Source organism: Vibrio sp. TH_r3, from assembly GCF_033101115.1.
In the GTDB taxonomy this organism is placed as follows: Bacteria; Pseudomonadota; Gammaproteobacteria; order Enterobacterales; family Vibrionaceae; genus Vibrio.
The window spans coordinates 1-20,332 of record NZ_JAWMPW010000036.1 but is presented as its reverse complement, the minus strand read 5'-3'; the positions used below and the strand labels follow the sequence as shown (position 1 = coordinate 20,332).

The 20,332-nt window shown below is 39.6% G+C and carries 16 protein-coding genes and 1 pseudogene; 5 read left to right on the top strand and 12 right to left on the bottom strand.

The genetic code is table 11. From position 1 onward, the window contains the following. Positions 1-149: 149 nt before the first annotated feature. Positions 150-1,022 (top strand): aldose 1-epimerase, encoded by an 873-nt coding sequence (locus R3X26_RS17800; protein WP_317718679.1) that lies wholly within the window; start codon positions 150-152, stop codon positions 1,020-1,022. Positions 1,023-1,133: 111 nt separating this feature from the next. On the opposite strand, the pseudogene R3X26_RS17795 reads toward R3X26_RS17800, so the two are convergent. The 5 genes and pseudogenes from R3X26_RS17795 to R3X26_RS17775 all read right to left on the bottom strand — a co-directional run. Beyond that, positions 1,134-2,079 (bottom strand): annotated as a pseudogene (locus R3X26_RS17795) (HNH endonuclease domain-containing protein); the annotation flags it as partial. Between the two features lie 966 nt (positions 2,080-3,045). Beyond that, a complete protein-coding gene (locus R3X26_RS17790) occupies positions 3,046-6,276 on the bottom strand; it encodes a type I restriction endonuclease subunit R (RefSeq protein ID WP_317718678.1) in 3,231 nt (1,076 codons plus the stop codon). 58 nt (positions 6,277-6,334) lie between these two features. Further along, a complete protein-coding gene (locus R3X26_RS17785; RefSeq protein ID WP_317718677.1) occupies positions 6,335-7,357 on the bottom strand; it encodes a virulence protein RhuM/Fic/DOC family protein in 1,023 nt (340 codons plus the stop codon). Continuing rightward, positions 7,357-8,691 carry a restriction endonuclease subunit S gene (locus R3X26_RS17780; RefSeq protein ID WP_317718676.1) on the bottom strand — a complete coding sequence of 445 codons (1,335 nt, stop codon included), beginning with the start codon at positions 8,689-8,691 and terminating at the stop codon, positions 7,357-7,359. Before R3X26_RS17780 ends, R3X26_RS17785 begins: the two co-directional genes overlap by 1 nt. Continuing rightward, positions 8,681-10,384 (bottom strand): class I SAM-dependent DNA methyltransferase, encoded by a 1,704-nt coding sequence (locus R3X26_RS17775; protein ID WP_317718675.1) that lies wholly within the window; start codon positions 10,382-10,384, stop codon positions 8,681-8,683. Before R3X26_RS17775 ends, R3X26_RS17780 begins: the two co-directional genes overlap by 11 nt. 110 nt (positions 10,385-10,494) lie before the next feature. Between R3X26_RS17775 and R3X26_RS17770 the strand changes: the two genes are divergently transcribed. Genes R3X26_RS17770 through R3X26_RS17760 form a run of 3 tightly spaced genes read left to right on the top strand, consistent with a single transcriptional unit; the run spans position 10,495 to position 12,056 of the window. Next, positions 10,495-11,091, top strand: a complete 597-nt coding sequence (locus tag R3X26_RS17770; RefSeq protein ID WP_317718674.1) for a tyrosine-type recombinase/integrase — start codon at positions 10,495-10,497, stop codon at positions 11,089-11,091. Positions 11,092-11,100: 9 nt separating this feature from the next. After that, complete coding sequence (locus tag R3X26_RS17765) at positions 11,101-11,274, top strand: hypothetical protein (RefSeq protein ID WP_317718673.1); 174 nt, start codon at positions 11,101-11,103, stop codon at positions 11,272-11,274. A 56-nt stretch (positions 11,275-11,330) separates the two neighbouring features. Further along, entirely contained in the window at positions 11,331-12,056 is a 726-nt protein-coding gene (locus tag R3X26_RS17760) for a hypothetical protein (RefSeq protein ID WP_317718672.1), read from the top strand. Positions 12,057-12,299: 243 nt separating this feature from the next. Here R3X26_RS17760 and R3X26_RS17755 read toward each other — a convergent pair whose 3' ends face one another. Both R3X26_RS17755 and tnpA read right to left on the bottom strand, forming a co-directional pair. Beyond that, positions 12,300-12,710: a hypothetical protein gene (locus tag R3X26_RS17755; protein WP_317718671.1), complete on the bottom strand. Its 411-nt coding sequence runs from the start codon at positions 12,708-12,710 to the stop codon at positions 12,300-12,302. A 376-nt stretch (positions 12,711-13,086) separates the two neighbouring features. After that, positions 13,087-13,494, bottom strand: coding sequence for an IS200/IS605 family transposase (tnpA, locus tag R3X26_RS17750; RefSeq protein ID WP_411572434.1), 408 nt, complete (start codon positions 13,492-13,494; stop codon positions 13,087-13,089). Positions 13,495-13,558: 64 nt separating this feature from the next. On the opposite strand from tnpA, the gene R3X26_RS17745 reads away from it, so the two are divergent. After that, entirely contained in the window at positions 13,559-14,785 is a 1,227-nt protein-coding gene (locus R3X26_RS17745; protein WP_317718670.1) for a transposase, read from the top strand. Between the two features lie 22 nt (positions 14,786-14,807). On the opposite strand, the gene R3X26_RS17740 is transcribed toward R3X26_RS17745, so the two are convergent. The 5 genes from R3X26_RS17740 to R3X26_RS17720 are packed head-to-tail and all read right to left on the bottom strand — an operon-like array spanning position 14,808 to position 17,689. Beyond that, positions 14,808-15,371, bottom strand: a complete 564-nt coding sequence (locus tag R3X26_RS17740; RefSeq protein WP_317718669.1) for a transglycosylase SLT domain-containing protein — start codon at positions 15,369-15,371, stop codon at positions 14,808-14,810. Positions 15,372-15,379: 8 nt separating this feature from the next. Then, the gene (locus R3X26_RS17735) at positions 15,380-16,216 is read right to left on the bottom strand and encodes a hypothetical protein (RefSeq protein WP_317718668.1); all 837 of its coding nucleotides are present in this window, start codon (positions 16,214-16,216) and stop codon (positions 15,380-15,382) included. After that, on the bottom strand, positions 16,194-16,775 hold the full coding sequence (locus R3X26_RS17730) for a hypothetical protein (RefSeq protein ID WP_317718667.1): 582 nt from the start codon (positions 16,773-16,775) through the stop codon (positions 16,194-16,196). Before R3X26_RS17730 ends, R3X26_RS17735 begins: the two co-directional genes overlap by 23 nt. Positions 16,776-16,815: 40 nt before the next feature. Further along, entirely contained in the window at positions 16,816-17,259 is a 444-nt protein-coding gene (locus tag R3X26_RS17725; RefSeq protein ID WP_317718666.1) for a hypothetical protein, read from the bottom strand. A gap of 4 nt (positions 17,260-17,263) precedes the next feature. After that, complete coding sequence (locus R3X26_RS17720; protein WP_317718665.1) at positions 17,264-17,689, bottom strand: hypothetical protein; 426 nt, start codon at positions 17,687-17,689, stop codon at positions 17,264-17,266. Positions 17,690-20,332 lie beyond the last annotated feature (2,643 nt).

Here is a 20,332-nt window from a genome sequence, read left to right as displayed (position 1 = left end):
GGTTTCGTAAAGATAACTAACAACCAAGATTATAAGTCTGTCAATCTCTCCACTTAAGTAAACTTGGTTTATTTTTATTATTGATGTTATCCAAGTTTAAATTCTGCTTCATTTAGTAATATCGCAACATTACTAACTAGGACTGGATCATGGCCACTCTTTACACCTTAGAAAATGACTATCTAAAACTCCAGATTTCAAGTACTGGTGCAGCGATTCATCAGTTGTTATACAAACCAAAAAATTTCCATATACTACGCCAAGGTAGCTTCAAATCTGCCAAAGAATCTGGATTGTTTCCAATGGCTCCTATGGCCAACCGCGTTAAAGGAAATAGTTTTGTATACGAGCAACAAGACTTTTACCTTCCCCATCATAAGTTTGATAATGACTATTTTCTTCATGGCGATGCATGGATAAATGAGTGGCAAACTGAAAAATCGCGGTCGCATACCAATTCTTTGACGTTAACTATGGAATCAAATGTTTATAAATGCTGTGCCTACCAAGCCAACCTTACCTATACTCTCAAAAAGAACCGTCTATTAGTTTCTTTATCGATAACTAACTTAACGTACGCGCCCTTTCCATTTGGTGGTGGTTTTCATCCGTTTTTTAATACTATTGAAGGTTCTCAAGTTCAGTTTGACGCAGCAGGAATATGGTTAGAAGGTGATAACTACCTTCCTACTAAATATGTGACCAACATACCTAAACACTATGACTTTACTACTCAAAAACAAATACCCGATATATGGATAAACAATGGTTATCTTTGTCTAAAAAACTGTAACGTTTCTATTATTCATCCAAATGGTATAAAGCTAACAATGACAAGCCCTATGAAATACCTGCAAGTGTATCAACCTAATAATAGAAGTGGTTTTATCTGTATTGAGCCTCAGTCTCATTGGGTAGGTGCCCACCACCATGTAAAATGTGACTCATTGGTTCGCCTAGAGGGGGGAGAATCAATGGAGATGCAAATGACGATAAGGGTGGACTTAAACGAAAGAGCATAAGTTAATGAAAGCCGAATAGGCAAAAATATTTACTAGACTCATTCTACCTCTTATCCAGTTCATTACCATGCGATCTTTTTCTAATCAGTAACATATGCAGTAGGATAACCATTACCACTCTGAAACCAATAAACGGCTTCTGACGCCTTTTATTTGCAAGCCCATTGCTTCAAACACTTCTTCAAAATCACTGCATTTTGCTGCTACCTTAGGCAACGAAAGTGTCGCTTCACTAAAAAAACGCTGCTTATGCACAGGTTCGGCCCCCCATACTAGTTGCCACCAATCTAAAATTCTTTCTCTTGAGTCGTAAAGTCGTTTGATTTTGGGAACCCGATCACTTTTACTGCGATTCTCGATAGAAGTCGCGGGTAATAAATTCCATTTATCATTGTTTGGCCAGTAAGCAAAAGGAAGGCAATGGTCTACATCGTATGTATCCTTTAATAAGGTATTACTCCAGACACTTTTTATATTCGCACCATCACGTCTTAACTCATCCACACGCTTGCGAACATCTCGATGTATTGCGTGATGCGTCAATCCACACAAGACAGTCATGATATGTCTGTAGAGAAATGCATCTGTTTCGATTCAGTTCAAAGCGCTGCATTTCTTTAACCCACTGGTTTACCGCCAACGGTTCTATCCACGAATGGTAGTTCCGAAAGCAATCCCACAATTTTTCATCCAAAACAAACTGATCATACCCTTCGAAAAATTCACTATCTAAGACAATGGGATCTAAACGTTTTCTACGCTTTTGTGGCGGCAGAATTTCAAATAGCCTATTTTGCTTGTCGCCCTGATAAATAAAGGTAACAGGCCCTGCTTTTATCGTACTCAACGTTTGAGTAAATAATTTTTGAATCGCTTGTGCATCATTACCTAAAAACAAAGACCCGATGGAGAAATCATCAGCCACAAGATGTTTGAGTTTTCGCCAACCGTCATCTTTCACAAAACCCAACCCTTTCGTTGCATTCGAGTTTTGTTGAATTCCCTCACCTTCAATATCGACACCAATCAAACGTTTGAATTGTCGAACCCAATATAGCTGATCTGGTTCATCCCCCTTGGGTACGGGGAACAGATATTGTCAACTTATCGAATTGAGCGAATAAATTCAACTAAACGCACCTTAATATAAATTTTGGACGCAACTAACCCTTTCCCAATACCTAAAAGAACGATGGAGGAAAAGACGATAATATTTGGCTTGCATTAAATGACGCCCAGGCCGAAACAAGTTATTAATCACCCCATGGCAACTCAAAAAACGTTGCGCTTGCCCTTGAAATTTAAATTTCCTCATCTGTCGTTCCTGTTTCCGAATGGGCTGATGTCATCACTCACTCCCATTGTCTTCATACTGAACAACTGAGTGCTCAATACTTGGTATTCATTTTTTTGCTGCGGAGTAACTTGCTAATTTATCTGTCACAATCTTCAACGACATCCCCCATTTGAGAGAACTGGGGACCAATACACATGCTAAAAATTATCCAATAATTTTCATGTGATTACATTGATAATATTAATAAATAAGAACATTCGAGTTAAATTTGTACACAATTAGGTACACATACTAACCAGTACAGTGGCAACTATTTTTCACAGAAGAGCAAAGTACAATTACCTTCATTTATATGAATTAAGCCTATTATTGCTGTTTACGCTCATCATATTTAATCGCAAATATAGCCACACCGAAAGAAAAGACTATTATCAAACTTAATGCTACATAGAAGGGTGTCATTTTACTTTCCTTTTATTAGTCCAATTATTCATAGTACAGTCTAAAACAAGTTTAGATGATACAAGCTAAACTCACCACGCATTTCTCCTATCTATCTAGATTTGATAATGTTGATAATTTATTTATATGTTTAGATTAATAATTATAAAAACCTTAAATAATTAGTCTTTGCATGCGTTTACTTACATGTAGTTGGCTCTCTACACACTACATGTTGTATAAAAACGAAAAAGGCAAAATCCCGACACTTTGCCTTCAAACTATTTAAGCAGCATACCAACCATCTGCTAGTACTTCAGCCTGCTCTAATACAAGCTTAATAGCTTCTTCTGCAGCATCAGGCGGATACTTCCAACGACGTAATAAACGACGAACAAGATTACGCATTCGAGCACGAACACTGTCTCTCTTTTGCCAATCAACCGTCGCAGATTTACGTAATTGATTCGTTAACTCGATAGCAAGCTTACGCAAATTATCATCGCCAAGTTCTCGAACTGAGGACTCATTTTCCACCAACGCCCGATAGAAGGCTATTTCATCAACTGATAGATTTAATTTATCGAGTAATTCGGCATCTTCTTGCATCTCTTTCGCCCACTGAATGAGTTCTTCAATGACCTGAGCGGTTTCAATACTACGATTATGATATTTTGTCAGCGTTGACATAATACGCTCAGAGTATTTTTTCTCCTGAATAACATCATTTTTCATTCGAGCTTTAACTTCATCACGAAGCAGTTTTTCTAACAGCTCTACCGCTAGGTTCTTCTCTTTCATGTTCTTTACATCTTCTAAGAACTCTTCCGAAAGAAGGCCAATGTTGGGTTTATCAAGACCCACCATAGTGAATATATCGTCGACACCATCAGCGACGACCGCATTGTTTAATATCTGTTTTAATGCTGTATTTCGTTCTTCATCCGTGCGTTTTTTATCTACCGTTGAGTGCTTGATAAAAGCCGTCTTGATTGCAGAATAAAAGGCAATTTCGTTTGTATAACCGTAGGTTTCATCCATCGTATTACAAAGAGAATATGCTTTAGCCAAAGCTGCCATCACATCGAGGAATCGCCTCTTTCCGTCTCTGACTTGCTTTCCGTTAGCATCAGAATGAGACAAACCTGATAAATGGTTTACCGCTCCCGGTAACAAGCGCAATGCATCCGTTTCAAAGTCCGGACGGTAGTTGAATACCTTTGTATCAACGGGTGTTGCGAACATACCTCGAATGATATCAACCTTTTCCATTAGTACAGCAAACGCTTCTGCCGTATCGACGGTGGGTTGCCCCTTACCTTGGCTATTAGTGTAGGTTTTCAGTGCATTTTTAAGCTCATTAGCGATACCGATATAGTCAACTACCAGACCGCCGGGCTTATCTTTAAACACGCGATTTACACGAGCAATCGCCTGCATCAGGTTATGCCCTTTCATTGGCTTGTCGATATACATGGTATGACAACAAGGCGCATCGAATCCTGTTAACCACATGTCTCGAACGATAACGAGTTGAAGCTCATCGTCAGTATCTTTGTAGCGCTTCTCGAATAGTTTTTTGGTTTTCTTATCGTGGATGTGAGGCTGCATCTTTTCTTTATCTGATGCAGAGCCTGTCATCACAATCTTGATTGCACCTTTATCGGTATCTGGGTGATGCCACTCGGGTTTAATTGCTACAATAGCATTGTAGAGATCGACACAGATCTCTCGGCTCATCGAGACAATCATTGCCTTGCCGGGAAATGTCGATGTTCGAGTGGTGAAGTGCTCAACCAGATCTTTTGCTACTTGTTCAATGCGAGGCTCTGCGCCTACCAACTTTTCTAGCGTTGCCCATTCTGATTTTACTTTTTCACGATCTGCCGTTTCTTCATCTTCGCCGATTTCATCTTCAACTTGATCGTTAAGTTGCTCTATTTCATCTTGGTTGATATCCAGTTTAGCAAGGCGAGATTCGTAATAAATTGGTACTGTGGCACCATCATCAACGGCATCTTGAATGTCGTAAATAGAAACATACTCACCAAATACACCACGTGTGTCTTTGTCATCCATCGCGATAGGGGTACCGGTAAAGCCAATGAAAGAAGCATTCGGTAGTGCGTCACGCATATACTTTGAGTAACCATAAACGTACTTGTGACCGGTTACCGTGCCATTTTTGTCTTTGACTTCAACCATCTTCGATTTATTGCCATACTGGCTTCGGTGCGCTTCATCAGAAACGACAACAATATTACTTCGCTCAGACAGCCTAGGGTGCTCTGTTTCTTCATCTAATAAAGCGAACTTTTGAATCGTCGTGAATATGATGCCGCCAGATTGGCGATTTAAAAGCAGTTCACGCAACGCATCTCGGTCGTCCGCTTGTAGGGGTATTTGTTTTAAGGTCTCTTGCGCCATGCCGAAAGTATTGTAGAGCTGACCATCTAAGTCATTTCGATCTGTCACCACGACAATTGTCGGGTTGTTCATGGATGCTTGCTGTAACAGCTTACTTGCGTAACAAACCATCGAGATGCTTTTTCCGCTGCCTTGCGTATGCCAAACCACCCCAGCTTTACCGCTACCTTGCTTAATTTTTTCTAGTGCGGGTATCGTGCTTTCAAGAAAGTTACCTGAAGTATTAGCAGCGCGAACTGTCGCTTCGACCGCGGCCCTCACCGCGTGGAACTGGTGATAACCTGCAATTTTCTTGATGATTTTATCGTTATCAGTTTCAAACAATACAAAGTAACGGATGTAATCGAGCAATAGATCTTGCTTAAAGAAGCCTCGAACCATCGTCTCTAATTGAAATTCTAATAGTGGTCTATCGTCCTCTGTTGTAACGGTTTTCCAAGGTAGGAATCGTTCTTTATTGGCCGTTAGCGAGCCAACGCGAGCCGTCCACCCATCACTAACAATCAAAGCTTCATTGAAAATAAACAGATCTGAAATTTCATCTTTATAAGTTTGCAGTTGATTGAAGGCATTCCAAATATCGGTATGCTCATCTGCTGGATTTTTTAACTCGATGACTGAGATAGGAAGACCATTAATAAACACAATGACATCAGGGCGGCGGTTTCCTTTTATGCCTGTGATTGTAAACTGATTGACCACCAAAAATTCATTGTTATCTGGATTAGCGAAATCCATTAACTGAGCGTGTGTATGCTTCGTTTTCGATTCGCCATCTTCAACTACCGTATATTCAACAGGCACTCCTTCAATCACAAATTTATGAAAGGTGCGGTTGTTTTTAATAAGAATTGGCGTATCAGGTAGCGATATAGTGTTAACTACATCATTTAAAGCCTCTATCGGCAGCTCTGGGTTGATGATGGCTAACTGGTTTAATAGCCGTTGTTTTAAAACAACTTGATGGTAATCGTCGCGCTCTGGGGAGTCGCCATCAGGCGCGATGTCATAGCCATTTTTATAGAGGTAGCCTTGCTCGGTGAACCACCTTATACATTCTTGTTCTAGCTGGTCTTCGGTGATCTTCATCGTCTATTTATTCTCACTTGCGTCGTTAATATAATGATTAACAAGACATTTCATCTCGTTACTTCGCAGTTTCATCTTTTAATAAAATAAAATGCTCAATTAAGCGGATCATTAATTCTTTTTGTTCAGGCAAGCTTTCAGCCAATAGCAAAGCCAATGCAACTAAGGTGTTATCATTGATCAGTTCATTGACGGGCTTTGCTAATAAGTGCTGATTTTGCTGTAAATACCACAAAAATAGAAACGAACCAGTACGTTTATTCCCATCAGCTAATGGGTGATTCTTAATGATGAAGTACAGCAAATGGGCAGATCGACTCGCCACATTAGGGTAAAACCATTCACCGCCAAAGCCTTGTTCAATCGTGGCGATACTTGATGCCAACCCATTTCCTCGCAATTGACCAAATAATTCCGTCGCTTCGCCTTTTTTCATCAACGTGTTTTTTAGAGTGGAAATAGCCAGTAAGACATCATCCAGTTTTAAAGCGACCATCTGTTGTTGCTTACTGGTGGCATCATTTAAGCTTTGCTCATCATACCCTTGCAATAATGACCATGAACGTGCGTAATCGGCAATGACATTTACGACCACCGACCCTTCGCGAGTGATCAGTGCTTGGTTGGTTAACGTTTGAGAGAGCAAACTCAACGCTTGGTTAAATTCAACTCCACGCTCAGCAAGACGCTGTTGGTTTAAGGTGTAACCTTCAATGAGATGTTGGTTTAAGGTTTTAGTTGCCCATTGGCGGAATAATACACCTCGTTGGGATTTAACCCGATAACCGACAGAAATAATAACATCCAGATTATAGTAGTTAATGCCATAATTTTTGCCATCACTGGCAGTTGTCCGGAAATTCCGGACAACTGAACCTTCAACCAATTCGCCTTCTTTAAAGATATTACGAATATGCTCAGAAATGGTCCGTTTGTTTTTATCAAACAGTTCACACATCTGTGCCTGATTAAGCCATACCGTGTCTTGTTCTAGGGTAACGGCCAGTTGAAATTGACCATCCTGAGTTATAAAAACGGCATCATTCGTCATCAGTTCAACATTATTCGGATGGCTCGCCATCAGCTCACCTCAACCAATTTTTCGGTATTTCCTAACTCGATTTCGCCGGAAAGCAATTTAGGAAGTAGCGTGTCACGTAAAGCAGATAGATCTTCGTTTTGATTTGAGTTAGCAACTTGCTTCCTAACTAATGACTCTACAATACGGTCAAATGCGATAACAATTTCCTTACTAGGAATTATTGCTGGCATGCCCTTTAGTAACTTAGTTGTAAGGCTACCTCGACTACTATGTGAGTCAGAAACTGAACGCATTTCGTCGTATCGACGCTCTAAGTTATAGTACAACCAATAAGCTGATACGTTACCCGCCGCTCTTAGAGCGACAACAGACTGATTTATATAGCAATCTATACTGTTGAATGATGTTTGCCCACGAGTATGACCTTGACCAGCAGAAGCTATCAATACATCACCGTATGCTGACGCTTTTGTGGAAGAGCCACGAACACCTGCTTCTGTAATGTACTTTTCAGTTCCAATTATGAAGTTATTCCGAGTCTCACCCGATGAAAACCAAGGTAAGTCCCCACCCCAAAAGTCTTCATTCTTTGTAGCAGGAGTTCCTCCACTGAAAACCTTGGACGTAACGTCTTCGATTGAGCCTATGTCCCACCCTTCTGGTATCAAACCCAATTCAGACTCAACGAGCTTTTCTGGGAATAGCGAGGCAGTGGCAGCATCCATTCCTTCAGGTTGCCCACCATTCATCTTCGCTTTGACTGGGTCGAAGTTGACAAACCATGACTTGAAGATGGCTTGCGCCATTTCTTCTAGAATTTCGTTGGTATCAAAGTTAACAGTTATTTTTTTCTCAAGAGCAATAAGATTTTTAGCTATTTCTCGCTGTATATCTAATGGAGGTAGCTGAAACTCATATGATAATATCTTCGTTGGTGAAGTATGCTTTACGGTAGTACCTGTAGCTCCACTAACAACATAATGTCGATATTCCTTGCTTCTTAGTAAAAAATACAAGAACTCTTTGTCAATTTCATTTGAGATATTTTCAACTAATCCAACACGTTGATTGTGTAGGATTCGATGTCCTTCTATTTCAGGTATTAGAGCTGAATAACCCAATGTATCTGCTTGTTTACTCAGATCTGTCATCGTTACAACAAGAGCACCAACTTCTAAAATATAGTTGTCGGGAACTGGGCCATTATAATATTTAAACTTATCCCCTTTAAAGCCACCACCAATAGCGAAATTTCCGGGAGTAACTAAATAATTATATGTCTCTTTGTCAGTAAAGAACTCACCTTTAAAAGCAAAGCCATGCTTGATGCTAATTAAGTCATCTAACTTACGAGTAACCCAATTACAACTCATAGCCTAACCCCGCGAGATTTTTCTTGATTTCAGCCTCTAAAGTTGCAGACTCTACCAACTGCTTACTTAACTTCGAAGTCAGTGTTGCCATCTTCTCGGCAAAAGGAACACCATCATCTTCTTCCTCAGCAGCACCAACGTAACGACCCGGAGTTAAGACGTAGTCATGCTTGGTGATTTCTTCAAGTGTCGCTGACTTGCAGAAGCCTGCTTGGTCTTCATAACCAACACCGTGAACTTCTTCACCCGTTTTCCACGCGTGAAATAGATCGGCTACTTTCTTGATATCATCAAAGCTGAAATCACGTAATACACGATCTTTCATGAAGCCGAGGTTACGCGCATCAATAAATAACACTTCACCTTTGCGACCGCGTAGCTTACGACCCGCCTTGTCAACACGAGGGTTCTTGTTCTTTGTTAAGAACCAAATACATGCAGGGATCTGCGTATTGGTAAACAGTTGACCGGGAAGTGCTACCATACATTCAATCAAATCATTATCGATTAACGCCTGACGAATAGTGCCTTCGTTGTTGGTCGTTGAACTCATAGAACCATTTGCCAACAGAAGCGCCTGAGAGCCTTCAGGTGCTAGGTGATGAAGCATGTGCTGCATCCATGCGAAGTTCGCATTACCTGATGGCGGTTGACCGTATTTGAAGCGAGGATCGTTATCATCAACGCCAGTGTTCCACTCTTTCATGTTGAATGGAGGGTTCGCCATGATGAAGTCAGCACGAAGATCAGGGTGTTGTACGTTAGTGTAGGTACTTGCAGGCTCTTTACCGAAGTCGTAATCAAGGCCACGAATCGCCATGTTCATCGCAGCTAGCTGCCACGTTGTATGGTTATATTCTTGACCGTAGATAGAGATCTTCTGTTTCTGCGTTAGTGCGTCGACCTTCTTCTCATTTGCATGACGCTCAATGAACTTCTCTGATTGAACAAAGAAGCCACCAGAACCCATTGCAGGGTCGTACACTCGACCTTCAAAAGGTTCTATCATCTCTACGATCAGCGTTACGATAGAGGCTGGAGTATAGAACTGACCACCTTTTTTACCCTCGGCCAGTGCAAACTGACCAAGCATATATTCGTATACGTGACCAAGGATGTCTTTACTGTTTAGATCTGCATGAACAAACGGAATTGTCGCAATCAGGTTGATAAGCTCATTTAACTTAGCTTGGTCAATCTTCAATGAAGAGTATGACTTGTTAAGTACGCCTTTCAGTTTCGGGTTATCGCGTTCGATACCTTCAAGTGCGTTATCAATTAAATGGCCAACAGAAGTGATTTTTTTAGGTTTACCATTGATATCCAGCTCAGCGCCGCCAATAACCAGAGGCCCATTGTCTTGTAGAAACTGCCAACGAGATTCCGTAGGTAGCCAGAACACATTTTTCTCTGTGTAGAAATCACGTTGTTCAAGCTCGATTGCAATCTCTGCCGCTAGTTCTTCTTCTGAGAAATCAGCAGGATCCAAGTAGTATTCGTGCTCAGGGTTAGCAAGATCAGCTTTAATTTCATCCTGCCGTAATGTGAATGCATCGGAGACGTATTTTACAAAAATAAGACCAAGCACAGCGTGTTTGTACTGCGCGGCGTCTAGCGTTGAACGCAATTTGTCCGCGGCATTCCATAGCTTGGCTTCAAGCTCTTTCAAAAATTGTTGTTCTGTTTGTTTCATTATTTTTAGCTTTTATGACGTTCAGTTGCAAAAATAATACTCTAAAGGTAGTTATTTTTCATTGGTTTGTGCCTTACTTTTATTGATTTTTATGAAAAAAGGCGCACATTATGCAAGCTTGGAATAAAGGAAAAAGAATAGGACAGAAAAAGGCGTTTAAACTTGAAGATATTTGGAGGATCCGTATTCGACTGGAACTAGAAGAGCGACTGTTCGAGTTAGCACTGTTCAATTTGGCTATTGATTGTAAATTAAGGGCATGTGATTTACGCAATTTAAAAGTACAAGATGTCAGCCGTAGCGGTTGTATCATGTCAAGAACCATCGTTAAACAGCAAAAAACTCAGCAAGAAGTGCACTTCGAGATCACGCCCAAGACCCAGCAAACGCTATCACAGTGGATCATTCAAAACAAATTAGCACCGACAGACTACTTGTTCCCAAGTCCACGACGTGAGGGCCAGCCGATTTCATACCACTACTACACTTCGCTAGTGAATCGCTGGGTTACTGATATAGGGTTAGATAAAACGCAATATGGTACGCATTCATTGCGCCGAACAAAAGCTTCTTTGATCTATGCTAAGACTAAGAATCTTACGGCTATTCAATTACTTCTTGGTCATGCTAAGTTAGAAAGCACGATTGAATACCTTGGTGTCGAGATTGAAGATGCATTAAGGATTTCAGAAAATTGTGAGACGTGAGGAGCCACTATGCAATGCCCTGGATGTGAGAATCACTTTGATTGGGACTGGATTGAAGACGAATGCATTGAGCCTAACGAAGAGTTTGATTGCCTCAGTTGTGGTGTGGCTTTACGTTATATCATCGACGAAGGCACTTATTACGGTGCTCAGCACAAGACTGTTGAAGTGGTTGATGATTAAACCTCAACCTTGAGTAGCCAACAACGTAATCTCTGTTAGAGAAGGAGTACGAAGTCATGACTTGGGACATTCGGATATTAAAAAACAACGTTGCAAAATGTTATGGGAATGACCAAAAGAATCGGCTAACAAAGTCATTAGAATCGATATTCGAAAATCAAGACATTGCACGCTTTCATTATGCAGAGTTGATGAAAATGATTGAAGGTCATTCACAAGGAAAAAATAAGCCTCAAGATTATTTCAGACTCGTCTTCTGTGATGACGATGAAAAATTAAATGTTGAGTATTGGTTCAAAGTAGGCTGTAAAGCTCACATTATTGCTTTACTGAGAACCCTACACTGTACAGCCGATTTATTAGCTCATGTGCTCTACTACAGCTTAAATTTAAAAGAAAGGAAAAGCCTGAGCGAAAACCAAATATCATGGTGCAAGGTGAAAAATATTTTAGAAAATGACTGTAAGTATCGAGACTTACTAACCTTTGCTAATGACTTACTAGAATGTGAGAACATTTTATATCTCGATGCTTTGGTTAACCATACAAAGCACAGACACAATATCACTCCAAAGCTAAATTACAGTTTAGTCAAAACAGGGTTGGAAACATATAACTTCATCTTTGATTCATTCTCTTATAAGGGCATAACCTATCCATCAAGAGAGGCAATTCCTTTTTTGCATGAAGCTTATGATCATCAAGGCAAGAATTTAATAGATTTTGGCAATAAAATTAATCATTTAGTCATAAAACAAACAAAAAATTTTTCTGCCAATTAATAAACTAAAAAATAGTGTTCTAAAGCTGAATCATTCTCGAAGAGGACACTGTAGCTTTGAATTCAAACCTGCGTTCCGGGATAGAACCGAAGTTGAGTGGATGCACTAAATTGCTTTTGTCCCAAAGCATCACACTCCAAAGCATGTTGGTATCACAGGTCTCTGGACACAATCGTTTAGTAGGATTGCTCTAAACGACTTACGCCAGATTAGAAAAAGCATCTTGGATACGTTAACCACTTGTTAACTGATAGACTTAAAGAAATCAGCCATTAAGTTGCTCATTAAGGAAAATGGTATAGGTTTTATGCCTTCAATAAAGTGTTGACCAAAAGACTTCTTTTCACTATCAGCAAACTTTGGAACAGAATTTAGTGCGTTTAAGCCTTTTTGAGTAAGAACTATTCGGCATACGCCACTTAGTAGCTCTTGCTCTACAATTATAAATCGTTCTTGGTTCAACCACTTTATGGTTGCATGGCAAGTGGTAAACAAAGCGCTATCTGTTAAATAACTATCCTCGCCATCTGTGAAATAGTCTTTAACTCGTGCTGCAATCAGATTCGGATCTACGCTTGCGGTCTTAGGAAAATGTTCCAAACTAGTGTGCATGATTTCTAGCGCAGCGCAGTTAAATATATCTAAATTTCTCATTTTTATCCTCTTACGACTAACGCTTTTCATACTCCTATCATGTAGTATTCCCAAACACATTTCAACTGATAATCAATAGGTTAATGAGAGACATGGGGTATTCTTAGAATTGCAAATAACTCATAGTTTTTAAACAAACTTACTTCGACAGTTTCTAGGATATCTGCTAAGGCAAACTTACAATCAAGATTGTGAGTAAACTTTCGCGCTGAGAAGGGATGGGGCAGCAATATTTTAGACCAATAGCACTAAGGCACTCTTGTCCCGAGATGAGTTGATTCAGATGATCTGTTAGCAAACTTCTGCCCCATCCTTAATGGCTAGGGTACTCCCTGCGAAGCAGCAGGGAGGGGAATAGCCAAAGATGCGAAGCATCTTAATGCGGTCTATCCTGTTGCTCAATGTACTGGCGAATCACCGTCAATGGCGCCCCTCCGCATGTACCAGCAAAGTAAGAACGACTCCAAAGAACATTCTTACCAAATGCCCCTGCAATATCGTTAAACTCTCTGCGGATCCTGCGTGAACTAGTCGCTTTCAATGAGTTTACCAGCTTTGCTACGCTTGGTGTGTTCGGGGATGTTGATATTAGCAAATGAACGTGATCAGGTTCACCGTTAAATTCCTTTAATTCGGCATCAAAGCCCAAACAAAGTTCCCTAAGCGTTGCCTCAAGGCTTTGTAGGTGAAGCTCCCCAAAAACCTTACGCCTATATTTTGTAATAAACACGATATGCAAGTGCATAGAGTAACAACTATGCCTACCCTTATTATATTGACACACTGATATTGCCTTTTTATTTTTGTTTCTTTATTCTAGAAGAATAACTCAATACACACTGATTGTCATGTTAATACGCAAAGCCTACAAATTCAGACTAGATCCTACTACCGAACAGATGGCTAGGCTTGCTGTGCTTTGCGGTCATGCTCGGTTTGTGTGGAATCAAGGCTTGCGTCACTGCTTAGACAAGCTAGATGCTGGTGAAAAAATCCCAAGTGCCTTTGAACTTAATAAGTTAGTGACTCAGTGGAAAAAGCAAGAAGATCTAGCTTGGCTCAAGGAAGCCTACACCGATAACTTGCAGCAAAAGCTAAAAGACTTACATGGCGCGTGGATGCGTTGTTTTAATAAGTCACTGGCGGCTGATAAGCCAAGATTTAAAAAGAAAGGCAAAAACCAAGATTCAGTTCGCTTTGTTAACTTCAATAAATACTGCGAATTAGGCGACAAACGTGTGAAGCTACCGAGCAAGCTTGGTTGGTTAAAATTTCGTAAATCTCAAGAAGTGCAAGGAGTAATTAAAAACTGCACTGTGAGCTTTAAGTCAAGTCACTGGTATATATCCTTTCAGGTTGAGCAAGAAATTGCCGAACCAAAGCATAGTTCTACATCTGCCGTTGGTGTTGATATGGGTATTGCCAAGTTTGTTACGCTATCTGACGGCTCACACCTAAAACCGCTTAACGCATTTCGAAAGCACGAAAAACGCTTGGCTATCGAGCAGCGCAAGCTATCAAGGAAAGTTAAATTTTCTGCTAACTGGAAGAATCAAAAAGCCAAAATCCAAAAACTACACACTCTTATTGCAAACTGCCGCAAAGACTACTTACATAAAGCCTCACATCAAATCAGCCAAAACCACGCAATGATAGCGATTGAGGACTTACGGGTATCAAATATGTCTAAATCGGCAAAAGGTAATACAGAGGAACACGGTAAGAACGTGAAAGCTAAGTCTGGACTGAACAAATCAATACTCGACCAAGGTTGGCATGAGTTCAGAAGACAACTAGAGTACAAGCAAATATGGAATGGCGGCTTCGTTGTTGCTGTTCCTGCTCAATATACAAGTCAAACATGCCCTTGCTGTGGTCATGTATCAAAAGATAACCGTCAAACTCAAGCGCACTTTGAATGCGTTGCATGTGATTACAACAATAATGCCGATATTGTTGGTGCTTTAAATGTTTTAGAGCGAGGACATCGCTTGTTGGCCTGTGAAGTGAGTGGTGCAATAATGCCGCCAGCAACAGGAACCTGTCACCAAAGCAATTTGGTGATCGCCCAGTAATGGGAATCCCCTAGCGATTTAGCTAGGGGAGGATGTCAATCTTAACTAACTCCAAAAATTCTAAATATTCACGCGAATAAGCGTTAGCTCGACCATTCTTGTTCGCTGGATTGTGATAACGACCCGCAGCAATAACCCAACTATCGTATTTCTCTTTGAGTATCTGAGCGGCTATCTCTGCGTTCTTCGCTGGATGTGCTAAATCCGTTATCCCGTCAAAACGGTCCGTGTTCCACATGTAGTTAATCTGAAAAATTCCCACATCAAAGTTATTCTCTCCTGAATCCAATAAACGCTGACTCGCTTTTACCAAATCTGCATAACTACGAAAGTAATACCCCTTGCCTTTGTAATTCATCGTGTAAGGCCACGGACGTCTCTTACCGTTCTCTAACTTCGCTGAGCTCTCTTTTGCCGCTAAGGAATATAAGTAAACGTACGGAATGTCATTCTTCACTGCCGCATCTACGATAACCTTTGAGTAATAATCAGGTTTCATCTCTACAGGACTTGCCTGTGCGTTCGGGTTTTGGGAAATACATATTCCCATTGCTACGAGTGCTAATAACTGTTTTGATTTAACCATGAGTGGGATTACCCTTTATTCTTTCTTTTGATTTCCTTTCGATACTCACCTGTATCATTTACTCGAATGTAAAATGGAATACCGTTAGGATTGGTCGCATATTTTTCAAACTTTTCTTTGGAGTAAATTACCTGCGCCTCTTTCTTGTCTAAATCGTGCCGGTTAATTCCTGCCAACTTGAACATGGCGTAAACGTCATCCTCTGTCCCTTTGTCGTGATACACCACGATTGATTGGTTGCTTGGTGTGCCCATCATTGTCATCAGTAAAAACCGAACGCACTGTTTGTCACATGCACCTTCTGTTGGATCAACAAAGATACTCTTGATACCTGTTTTGGTTTCACCGAGGCTTTGCTCTATCCTTGTTAACTCTTCTTCACCAAACTCGGACACACCCATTCGTTGTTTAATGTCGGTAATTCCGTATTGCTGTAGCGTTATCCCTCGTTCGCGTCTATCCAGCTCCATTGCATTTGCGAGATTTGCGTAATGCATTTTTTCGGTTTCTCTTTTGGCTAGTAGCCCGAGTACGATTGTGGGTTCCAAATCTGGAGACCATGTTTCTCGTGGTGTGTATTCCATCGCATACTTGTATTGTGCCCACTGACTAGCTGTAAGGTTCCAGTTCTTCGCTTTTACTAAATCTTTTTCGTCCAACTCGATATCGATACCGTCGACTTTGTATTTAACGTCAGATTGTTTCGTGTTGGGATCGTAAACCTTGATTTCATCTACAGACAAATCCGGTACATAAAGATTTGTAATGGGAGCTGCGTGAGATGTGCCAAGCGTAAGTGCTACGGAAGCAGTCAGTAATAATTTATTGGTCAATGCGAATTTCATAAAGCTCACCTGTTATTGTGTCAGTGTACTGAAGTTTTGTTGAATTGATTTTGGTTATCCTCATAGTCCCAACAAGGTCACCTTCGGTAACCTGAATAACGCCACTTAGTCCATCGACAAGTATTCCAATTGATTCCGTTCCGTACTGGAAGGTTCCTTGAATTTCAAGATGATGAATGCGGTCTACAACCTTTCTCTTGGTATTGTCTTTCTTTTCCGAACTCTGCTGAAAAGCTGTCACGTTATTTGGATTGTTGTTCTTGGGTTTTTCTGATTGCTTTTTTTCTTCCACCTCGACGGCATCGGCTCTTCTTTTAAGTTCTTTCATTTCTCTCAAGAGAACATCGCTTTTTGCTTGAGCTTGGGTTCTTATTTCGTCAATTTGATTTTTGATACTCATGACAGAAAATGAGTTAGTTTCATCGGCTCTGTGTAGCTCTTTTAGTAACGAATCAACCTGAGCTTGTCTTTGTAATTGTTCGGCAATATATTCTTTTAGCTTTCTTTCAAGTTCAGCGACAACAGAATCCGCTTCGTTAAGATCATTTTGATTTTTCATATCTTGCTTCTTTAACTCTGATAACTGGCTTTTGATCTCACTAATAGCTAAAAGTGAATTCATCTCTATCTATTTCTGTGGCTTCTATATCCGTTTCACCTGTCAGTAGCGATTTGTACTCTTGAACAACTGAAGAACCACCAATAGATAAACCAATAATTATCGCGTACGTAAATGCGCTTTTTATTTTTGAGCCCGCACCACTTTGCTTGTTTCTTGGTTCAACTTTAGGCTTGCGTTCATTTTTTCTAGACTTGGACTTTTTGCTCTTTTCTTTGTCGTTTATTATTTCTTGCTCTTCTTCATCGTTATCTCTTTTCTCTATCTTGTCGTTTTCTTTAATTCCGACTTCGTTCTTTTCTTTCTTATCGGATTCATCTTTTGTTCCAACCTCGGATTGTTCCTCTTTGGTAACTTCACGCGAGACACCTTCAACTTCGTCGACATCCAGTGCTACTTTGAAATCCAATTTTTCTCTAGGCATTTAATTACTCCTTGTCTACATCTGTCTTAATGTTGATCTTTCTGTTGATAGGGTTGGCGGTTATTACGTACCCTTCCCCAACTAATGCCTCCATTACTTGTTTAACAGTCGAGCGTTTAAAAGTTCTGTTTACCATCGGCACTGGCATTGCGTATAACGCTAGTACTTCTTGTTGCGTCACATCTAAATCTTCTAATGAGTAACCGGTTGGAAATAGGATGTAGTTGAGCGCCTGTCCGATGTATCGAACTGCTTTGGGTAACTGCATTGTTGTAATGTTATCTAATGGTTTCTTCTGCACATGAGACGTGTCTATGACTACATTTGTGTGGCCGTTTTGCTGGATGAGTTTGCTAGGTTCTGTTTCTGCAGTAGCATTTAACGATATTGCCAAAAGCAATAAGATCGTTTTATTTTGTGTCGTGGTCATATTAGTAACTCTTTCGTGGGTATCTGATGTAGAAACGCCACTAGCCACCAAAGCTGCATTTTTTCCGTGACAGAAAAAAATCACAGGTACAAAAAAAGCCCCTCATGGAAAACCATAAGGGGCTTGGTGTTTGTCTCAAATAAAAAAGGTACTTAGTTATACGCGGATTTGGGAAAGTAGCGTTTCACCGCATCGCAATTTGCTTCAAAGAAGCGGAAGACCGACTTTTTACCGAGAATCACTCACACGAAAATTTTAGCATGCAAAAACACCCTCGCATATATCTAATCTTAGATATATATATATATATAGGAAATGGCCTCCCCAAAAACGAGTTTTTCGCTTTAAAAAAACAAAAAAAACGGCATTCGCGTTTGCCTTAAAAACGGGTTTTGCGTTATAAAACCCCCCAAAAAAACGGCATTCGCGTTTTTCTAAAAAAACTAAAAACGAGTTTGTCGTTATAAAAACCCCCAAAAAAACGGTATTCACGTTTTTCTAAAAAAACCAGAAACGAGTTTGTCGTTATAAAACCCCCCAAAAAAACGGTATTCACGTTTTTCTAAAAAAACCAAAAACGAGTTTGTCGTTATAAAAACCCCAAAAAAACGGCATTCGCGTTTTCCCAAAAAAACCAGAAACGAGTTTGTCGTTATAAAAACCCCCAAAAAAACGGATTTGTCGTTTTGAAAATCGCAGAAAAAACGGTATTCACGTTTATTATGAATTGCGAAAAATTGCTTAAAACGGTTTTTTGGGGCGATCTGAACTGACAACACGAATATTGAACCATCTAAATTTGTTTATTTTTTGACCTGTCTGGAGATTGACTGGCACTTGAATGAACAGTGAATTTTCGGATGTAGGCTAAAAATTATTTCACAATTTTATGTGAAAGCTCGGCTTTTAGTGGTTAAGTTTTAGGCGGGTTTGCATCCTAAATGACAGTAAAACTCTTTCGAAATTCGCGGGTAATCGGACGGATCTTTATCACTAGTTCTAAATGCTATCTCTTTTTAGAACGACGTTTTTAAGACTACATTTCCTAGTTGATGAATCAACTGGATTGATTTTCTTGTTTAGGATATCTCTCATTTACTTAGAAATGTGTTTTTGTTTTCGTTGATTTTATTATTAACATTTACCATGTAGCAAAGAATTAATTCCACTTATTTTCGAGTCCAACAACTCTGTTTTTTCATCGATTATACATTGATGGCTTTTGATTTTTGTCGTGTGGAATTTTATTGATTTTGAGTTATCTACATCTGGTTTCGTTCGTTCTGATGAAGTCTTTGTTGAAGGCAATGATAGTTAGCTATGATCGATTTCTGCACATTTTAATTGTTACTAGCTGGCGAAGTCTGATTTATTTTATGTAGTTATTTGTCCGGATGTAGAAAGTCTAATATGGGATTGTTGTTGCGTGACCACATTCAAATTACAGTTTGTTGTGCGTTTGATTTTTGATTTTTACGTGCATTTATTCATCGCGTTCTCTGGTTGGAGGATAACAAATTACATGATATTAGGGTTTTGTTCACGTTGTGATATACATATTAGGATGCATTCACTTGGCCTAATTTACGGTTTCTTTATCATTAAATTTGACAAATACGATGTAATTTTAATTGAGATTCTCTTAGTTCTTTATCTTTAACCATTCGAAAATTCACACTATCTACAATCAATAAATTGTTATGTAGTGAATTGTAAACTTTCTGTAGGTGAAAATTAATACTGGTAACACTATGAATTATTTCGGGCGATTCTTTAATTAATCTATAATTCATCTTGCTAGCATTCGTTTTTGTAGCTCGATGAATCACTCACCTAATCTCATTAATTAAGTCTACAAATTGGTTTTGATCAATTGAAGTTAGCTTGCTCTTTTCTTCCTGAAAACGCTTCATTTTAGATTGCTCTCTACATGGGCTTTTCGGATTATTTAGGATTGAAAACCAAAAAAATCGTCTTGTCTTCCTCACGTCTCTGTTGATGAATTGACAGGTTTTCTCCGAGAAAGTAATCGATGAACCATCGATACTTGTACACTTTTTAATGCTTTTGTTTCATCTGAAATGTCTAACCGTCGTTCTGATTCGTTAATTTTTATAGGATAAATATTTGGTTGTTTACCGATTTTATAGGCCGACTATACAAAAATTGATGAATTGAATATTGAAAATAACTGTGCATTAAATTTTGATATTTCGAAATTTATACGGCTACTTTCGAAGGTTTAGTGTGAAATTATATATTCAATTCAAGTTCGCTTTAGCGCCGATTTTTACCTAAATTATGTTTTAACCACTAGGGCTCATCCTCAACTTTCTTGTATATAGTTGAGGATGTTTTTGTTGAATGCACCTCTCATTTACGTTTTATCTTGACGCTATATGCTTTGTAGCATGAATGATATTTAGTGTATCTACTAAATTAGTATTTGATGCATAACTACAGGTATGGAAAGTCGATTTGCAACGTATTCAGATTAGTTGGGAGGGTGCTTATGCCGAACGCCTATAAGGACCATACCCTAGGGGTGAAGTGGCATAGTTAATTTGGCCACCTAGTTAGAGGTGATATCATCACCTCATAAGTTAACAGGTGACATTATGACTAAACGTAAAAGAAGGCTAT

Coding starts and splice junctions, on each gene's coding strand:
- R3X26_RS17800 (WP_317718679.1), top strand. CDS start 150: ATGGCCACTCTTTACACCTTAGAAAATGACTATCTAAAACTCCAGATT.
- R3X26_RS17790 (WP_317718678.1), bottom strand. CDS start 6,276: ATGAAGATCACCGAAGACCAGCTAGAACAAGAATGTATAAGGTGGTTC.
- R3X26_RS17785 (WP_317718677.1), bottom strand. CDS start 7,357: ATGGCGAGCCATCCGAATAATGTTGAACTGATGACGAATGATGCCGTT.
- R3X26_RS17780 (WP_317718676.1), bottom strand. CDS start 8,691: ATGAGTTGTAATTGGGTTACTCGTAAGTTAGATGACTTAATTAGCATC.
- R3X26_RS17775 (WP_317718675.1), bottom strand. CDS start 10,384: ATGAAACAAACAGAACAACAATTTTTGAAAGAGCTTGAAGCCAAGCTA.
- R3X26_RS17770 (WP_317718674.1), top strand. CDS start 10,495: ATGCAAGCTTGGAATAAAGGAAAAAGAATAGGACAGAAAAAGGCGTTT.
- R3X26_RS17765 (WP_317718673.1), top strand. CDS start 11,101: ATGCAATGCCCTGGATGTGAGAATCACTTTGATTGGGACTGGATTGAA.
- R3X26_RS17760 (WP_317718672.1), top strand. CDS start 11,331: ATGACTTGGGACATTCGGATATTAAAAAACAACGTTGCAAAATGTTAT.
- R3X26_RS17755 (WP_317718671.1), bottom strand. CDS start 12,710: ATGAGAAATTTAGATATATTTAACTGCGCTGCGCTAGAAATCATGCAC.
- R3X26_RS17745 (WP_317718670.1), top strand. CDS start 13,559: ATGTTAATACGCAAAGCCTACAAATTCAGACTAGATCCTACTACCGAA.
- R3X26_RS17740 (WP_317718669.1), bottom strand. CDS start 15,371: ATGGTTAAATCAAAACAGTTATTAGCACTCGTAGCAATGGGAATATGT.
- R3X26_RS17735 (WP_317718668.1), bottom strand. CDS start 16,216: ATGAAATTCGCATTGACCAATAAATTATTACTGACTGCTTCCGTAGCA.
- R3X26_RS17730 (WP_317718667.1), bottom strand. CDS start 16,775: ATGAAAAATCAAAATGATCTTAACGAAGCGGATTCTGTTGTCGCTGAA.
- R3X26_RS17725 (WP_317718666.1), bottom strand. CDS start 17,259: ATGCCTAGAGAAAAATTGGATTTCAAAGTAGCACTGGATGTCGACGAA.
- R3X26_RS17720 (WP_317718665.1), bottom strand. CDS start 17,689: ATGACCACGACACAAAATAAAACGATCTTATTGCTTTTGGCAATATCG.